The following is a 6,647-nucleotide window of genomic DNA, read 5'->3' as shown; positions in this document are numbered from 1 at the left end:
AGATTGTCGCTAAGTTGCTCAGCTATTCTCAAGAATTGAAAGAGCACTACGAGCTCTATCAACTCCTGCTCTTCCATTTCCAGGAGAAGCAAGCTGACCACTTTTTTGGATTGATTGAGGAAGCACTTCCCAGCGTCAATCCTGTCTTTCAGACGGTTTTCAAGACCTTTCTGAAAGACAAGGATAAGATTGTCAACGCTTTGGAACTCCCTCACTCAAACGCTAAGCTTGAGGCAACAAACAACCTTATCAAGGTCATTAAGCGTAACGCTTTTGGCTTTCGGAACTTTGAAAACTTTAAAACTCGCATTTTCATTGCCATAAACATCAAACGAGAGAAGACAAAACTTGTCCTCTCTCGGTGTTAAATTGGTCAACCCACTACAGTTGACAATGAGCCTTATTTCTGATAATTTGTAGATAAATAAAAACCATCTTCAAAAAGATGGCTTAGGCGCTATTCATAGTTTTAGATTAGGAGTCTTTTGTAAGTTGCTCTATCAATTGTTCATCCGTTAATGATTTAAAGCTTCGGAACCGGAGAGATTGCTCATAAAACTCCTCAAAAAGTTCCGGCAGAGCTCCTGTTGTATCCAGGATATACTCTTTTTCCTTATTAAACTTATAAGAATCAGATATCTCAAGCTGCCGTAATTTCTTTTTTGTAAATGGAGAACCGTCAGGATCTTGATAAGCTTCCTTAGTTTGGAGATGTGAAAAAATCACGGAAATATATTTTGCAGGAGTTACCTCAAACCTACGGTTAACAATAGTTTTGGGAAGTAAGATGAGTTCTTTTCCCACATAATCTAAAACATAGTAACTCTCGAAAACATCCCATTGATGTTTCTCGATATTCCAAAATTCAAACTTGGCTTTTCGAGAACTAATCGGCAAGTTGTGTATCTTAGCCTGATCTAACGAAAAAAGTATTAATTCTTTTTTTAAAATACTGATCAGTAGATCCGACATCCTATCCTTCGAGAATTTCTTGATGAACAAGGGGAGAGAAACCGGTGTTAACAACTTTTCTTTTAACCGATCTGTAGCTTTCATGACATAAGTAAAGAATTGGTCAAGCATTTCCTTTGAGACACCTGTACCTCTTGATTTACCAGAAGAATAGCCAATATGCGTAGCGTTGCACTCTTTTGAATAAACAAATAAGCCCAAAGCCTCATTTTTCTGGCCACTGCTATATTTATCATAAACAGTCTGTATAAAGTCAAATATAATTTTCTCCAAGTTAGCAGGTAAAAGCAACGGATCCACAAAAAGCTTCACATCCGTTTCAACGTCAACATCTAAGAAATCCAACTCTTTTTGAATTTCTTTTCTATTTAAAAATTCAGATATATGAATAATATTTTCCTCTTTTCTATTAATTTTGTAGAAAAAGAGAGTAAAGATTCACAAAAGAGCGAGGTTTACATTTTTTTGAAATAATGATAAACTATAGTTGATTAATCAGAATTGCGCCTTATCATGCTCTTCTTGTAATCATATACCCCATTAGACGATAGTTGCCGCTATCGTCTTTTTCTATATTTTCTATGATACTATATTGTTTCTAAAAAAACAATATCTTGTGGTAAATTAATTTTTAAATAAAAAAAACCACAATATATAGTCGTTTGATTCAAGTGCCTATATTTTTCTTAATAAAAAAGAGTGACACCCGTAGGCACCACTCTTTTCAAGCGCTCTAGTCGCTTTGTTATTAATATCATAACAGTTTTAGGAAATTAAATCAAATTAATCTCTTATCGTAAAATTAAACATTACTCCATCAAATTTAAAATCTATCATCTGTCTGAACAACTTCTAAAATTTAATTTTTCTCATAGGAGGTTCATAACCATATGGTTCAATAACAGAATAATAATTTCTTTTTTGTAAAATAGCATCGACAATTACATTATCTTCTACACCAATCTTTTTCATAAAGTGATACTCTGTAATTAGATTTAAAATCTTACTTACATAAAACATTTCACTAGATGAAAAAGTTTTATCACTTCTATCAATACTTCCATGAGCATGGTAATTTCTTGTATTAACACATTTTGATGAAAACATTCCAATAAAATCTTTATTGATTAGAATCTTTTTATTATTTAACTTTACTTTACCTCTTAATTCTTGTGGTAAGTCCTTACACAATCGTTTTATTTTACTAACTAATGAGATTTCATCCATTGATTGAAAAGCTCTAATAATCAGGTCTTGTTCTGATTTATCGGACACATTTTCTCCAATAGTAGATATCACTTGTTCTCTATATTTAATCACCTGTTCAGAAAGTTGCCTAGTATTATCCATTGTTAGTCTAGCGATTTCTTCAACACATGAAATAGCATCAAAAAACTGCGTTTCAACTAAATTATTATACCTTAAATTTGTTGTCAAATTTATGAGAATAGCTTCATAACTCTCATATTGAACGAAATACTCACTTAAAAGTTCTCCAAAATGATTTTCAAGCGCTTTATAGTTATACGATGAAAATAAGTTAGGGACTTTACGTTCTCCACTAGCTTGAGAAAAATAAAATCTTCCACAGAATGGCATAGTATTTCCCGCTAAATCTTTCGTTTCGGAATTAAATCTAAAAAAACTAACAGGCATGTATACTCCAGTTAAAATGGAAAGAAATTTTTGAAATTTAATAATATCATCTTTTATGTCTAAAAATGGTTTTGCAATATTATAATTGATACTATAATTTGGCTTAATTTGTTTACTACTCTCAAAGCCATCCCTAGAAGATTGACCAGACCTACTACTCTCAGAAATCCACTCTTTTAATTCAGCATTTAGAGCTCCTATGTAAAACGATTTAGCTTCATCTGGCTGTTTACTTATAAATGAACCCAAATACTTGTAGGAAAAATAGACTTTTGAGAAACTCAGACTCTCTAAATCAGTATGTGCAATTGAATCACATATCATATAATTCACTCGAAATTTAGTTATATCAACATCTTTGACATAATAAGCCTGTCTAGTAAGTCCAAACAAGGAAATAACTTCGTATTTGTTTAGACCAATTAAACACTCTATCTTTTCAGCAATTTCATCTTTACTAATAGGTAATTCAAGAAACATACCATCTATTGAATGCGATAGCTTCCCAAAAATCTCTTGTTCATTACTTATTTTGAAAAAACCAGTGATTTCAAATTCATCAATATTGTTGAGTTTTTCAATTCTAGACATAAAACATCAACTCCCTTTATTTTTTTCGTTAAAGTAATTACATACTGACTGAAACCCTGAAATCAAGTTATCCGAACTGAACTCGCCTACGTTGCTGTGCAAAAAGATAACCATTTCCTAGACGCAAGTCGTCTTCGTCATGGTTCCTATTTTGCTGGGCATCGCTTAACGGCTCTGTATCTTGGTAACTGAACACGGCCTACGACTCTGCGGAAAAAGATAAAGTCTCCTAGATGCTTCCTGCATCTGCATCAACTTTCCTATTTTCCTTTGAGCCGTTTAACGGCCTTTGTATCTTGGTTTTACCTCCTCACTCTCAAGGGTTCGATCACATCCTCGATGAGTTGGGTGTAGGCTTTTTTGAGTTCGATTTTGTATTTGAGGGGGTTGAGGGCTTCGGCGACTTCCGTTTTGTAGTCTTGGTAGCGTTGGCTTTGGCTGAGTTCGCTTTCGCCGAGTTGCTTGCCTTCGCCTTTGCGGTAGTTTTTGACCATATACATGAGTTCGTCATAGCCGATATACCATTTCTTGGCCAGTTGTTTGACTTCTTTTTGGATGACGGCTTCGATCATCTGGTCGAGGATATTGGCCATGGATTGGCCGCGGTAGCTTTCGGGGTCCATCTGGATTTGGAGCCAGAGGTCGGCGATGACTTGGGCTAGGCCTGGGTTGGTCTTAGCCAGGTCAGCGATGTAGGCGTCCACGGCTGCGATGTCTTTGGCGGTCAATTCTTTTTGGGCATCATCGTCCTGCGGGATAAAGGCTTGGATAAGGGAGATGATATACTCGTAGTTGATTTCATCCATGTGGACAGACTCGAGCTCATAGTAGATGTCCAGCGGGTCCTCGTCTGTGTTATCTCCACCATCACGTCGGCGTTTGATTTCTTCGAGGACATTTTGGTAGGTGCCCATATAGGTCTCAAGCAGCTCTTCTGTCAGGCCTGTTTCCGCAAAGACTTGCTCCTGGTTGTACTCAGAGTAGACCTTGATAGAGGCAAAATAGCGGTCAAATTCTTGGTAGGACTTGGCAAACTTTTTCAGCCATTCGTCACTGGCACTGTCAATGTCCAGTCCCATGTCACCATCCATGGCGACTTGGCTTTGGAGGTTGGCCAGTTTCTCATCGAAATTGGCCTTTTCTTCTGCCCATTCTGGAGCAAGGACACTGTTTTCCCCACCATTAGAGTATAGGCGCAGGGCTTTGTCCACAGCTTCCTTGAAGGCATTAGGGGCTTGGAAGGTCACAATCTGTCCGAACTTTTTAGCTTGATCAAAGATACGGTTGGTCCGGCTAAAGGCCTGGATCAGGTCATGGGGTCGCATAGGCTTGCGGTCGATAAATAAGGTCGAGAGGCAAGGGGCATCAAATCCTGTCAGCAGGCAGTTGACCACGATGACCAGATCTAGCTGTTCCTCCCGGAAAAGGTACTTGTCTTTTTTACGGGCCAGGCGGTTGTTGACATCGGTGTTAAAGCCACGCAGGTCAGCTATCGTGTAGTTCGTGTCAAATTCCTGGTTGTAGTTGATCAAAGCCTCTTTCATCTTGTCCTGATTAAGCGTAGAGTCTTCCTCGTTTTCCGTCACAGAGTAGGTTATGGTGAACTTTGGAAAGTCAGGTAAGGTTTGCTTGGTTCGCTCGGAAATCTTGATGCGGGTCTCACCTCGTTTAATCCGCTTTAAGAGGTCATAGTATTTCTGAGCGATGGCGATAGACTTGACGGTCAAGATAGCGTTGTAGGTTTTTCCAACTCTATTTTGAAAACCAAGTTTGCCACGCGACTGGTTGAGGATGACATCTAGGGCTTCCAGCATGTGCTCCTCGTTTTCATAGGCGCTATCTGGAATGTCCTCTTCAGGGACCTCTTTTGACAGGATAAGGGTATTTTTATAGTCAACTTTAAAACCGAGGACTGCCTTGTCATGGATGGCTTCCTTAACCGTGTACTCGTGCAGGCGTTTACCGTATTGTTCTTCGGTCGTTTGGGCCAGATTGCCTAATTGTTGGCGTTTGTTTTCCGCAAAGATTGGTGTCCCTGTAAAGCCATACCAGAGGGAGTGGATAAAGAAGCTAGAGAGCTTTTGTTGGGATTGTGGCGTGACGGCCCGGTGGCATTCGTCAACGACAAAGGCAACCTTGAGTTGCTTGAGCTTCGCTACCTCTTTGGCGTACTTACCCTCCTCCATCTTCCGGATCATGGTGGCCAGCTTTTGGATGGTCGTCACCACCACGCGCTTGTCATCAGCCACTAGGCGCTTGACCAAGTGATGGGTGTTATCCGTCTCATCGATGTCAATGACATCATTGGCCGCATAGGAGGTAAAGCTAGAGGCCGTCTGCTGGTCCAAGTCACTGCGGTCCACGACAAAGATGGTCTTGGTAATGGACGGGATTTGCAGGAGATTGCGTGCCACCTTATAGGAAGTCAGGGTCTTCCCAGAACCTGTCGTGTGCCAGACATAGCCGGACTGCTGGGCCTTGCTGGCTTCTTGGACAGCTTCGATGGCATGGACCTGATAAGGTCATAATAATATCAAGGCCTTCTTGTCATCATCAATGACCGAGTACTGCATAACCATCTGATGAGCGCGAGGGATAGAGAGGACCTCTTTGGCAAAGGCATAGAGGCCTGGCACCGGCTGATTGCTGGTATTAACCCACTTGGTGAGGAAGGTCTCATTGAGCTTGTTTTCCTTGGCGGCAGCGATATAGCGGGTATCTGTCAGGTTAGAGACCACAAACATTTGCAGGCTCGAGTAAATCCCGCGGAATTTCCCTTCCCTGTCATATTTTTGAATCTGGCGAAAGGCATCCTTGAAAGGACTATTGGCACTTTTGAGCTCAATCTGAATCATGGGCAGGCCGTTGATCAAGAGCGTCACATCTAAGCGTCTGTCCTGGTCTGTCGGATTCGCCTTGGGGCGCTTGACCTGATGAACCACTTCATAGCTGGACTTGCCACCAGCGACATTGTCCCGCCAGATAACAGACAGACGAATGGTGCCTAGTGTCGCATCCTCTCGCTGGACTTGAACTTTGGCAATGCCATTTTCCCCAGCTAGCCATTTGGCTGCTTCGTAATAATTGACAAAGTTGAGCTGGTTTTTGACCTGCGCCTTTTCTTGCTCTGTTAAGGGCGTGCCATTTAGGATGGCGACATTATTCTGCTCTAGCTTGGCAAAGAAATTGTCCCAAAGGGCCTCTTCGGTCTTTAAATCCTTGCGGTAGGTCCACTGGCTGGTCCCTGTTGTCAGTTGGTCAATGAGCTGTTGCTCGAGGCTAATTCACCGGTATACTGCATATGCCCTGCTTCCTTATTTCATATCTTTCGAAAATCTAGCTTTTCCACTGTTTTTTTACAGCAGAGAGGCTGATTATCCTGTGTTTTTTTCTTTTTCGTTACCTTTTATTATATCATATTTGGACAC

3 protein-coding genes and 1 pseudogene are annotated in these 6,647 nt (G+C 40.4%); 1 reads left to right on the top strand and 3 read right to left on the bottom strand.

Annotated elements, in window-relative coordinates; genetic code table 11:
• The coding region (locus ABID29_RS10575) for a transposase (protein ID WP_354366093.1) at positions 1-368 on the top strand (368 nt) is incomplete at its 5' end.
• A 106-nt stretch (positions 369-474) separates the two neighbouring features.
• Here the strand turns inward: ABID29_RS10575 and ABID29_RS10570 are convergent.
• The 3 genes and pseudogenes from ABID29_RS10570 to ABID29_RS10560 all read right to left on the bottom strand — a co-directional run bounded on the left by ABID29_RS10570 (position 475) and on the right by ABID29_RS10560 (position 6,503).
• A complete protein-coding gene (locus ABID29_RS10570) occupies positions 475-1,317 on the bottom strand; it encodes a hypothetical protein (RefSeq protein WP_354366092.1) in 843 nt (280 codons plus the stop codon).
• A 507-nt stretch (positions 1,318-1,824) separates the two neighbouring features.
• A complete protein-coding gene (locus ABID29_RS10565) occupies positions 1,825-3,219 on the bottom strand; it encodes a HEPN domain-containing protein (protein WP_354366091.1) in 1,395 nt (464 codons plus the stop codon).
• A 302-nt stretch (positions 3,220-3,521) separates the two neighbouring features.
• Positions 3,522-6,503, bottom strand: a pseudogene (locus tag ABID29_RS10560) (type I restriction endonuclease subunit R, EcoR124 family).
• Positions 6,504-6,647: the final 144 nt, after the last annotated feature.

This window comes from Streptococcus rupicaprae (assembly GCF_040545225.1).
GTDB lineage: Bacteria > Bacillota > Bacilli > Lactobacillales > Streptococcaceae > Streptococcus > Streptococcus rupicaprae.
This window is presented reverse-complemented; position numbering and strand designations above follow the sequence as displayed.

Bases quoted from the DNA above. Each gene is read 5' to 3' on its own strand.
- ABID29_RS10565 (WP_354366091.1), bottom strand. From the start codon at position 3,219: ATGTCTAGAATTGAAAAACTCAACAATATTGATGAATTTGAAATCACT.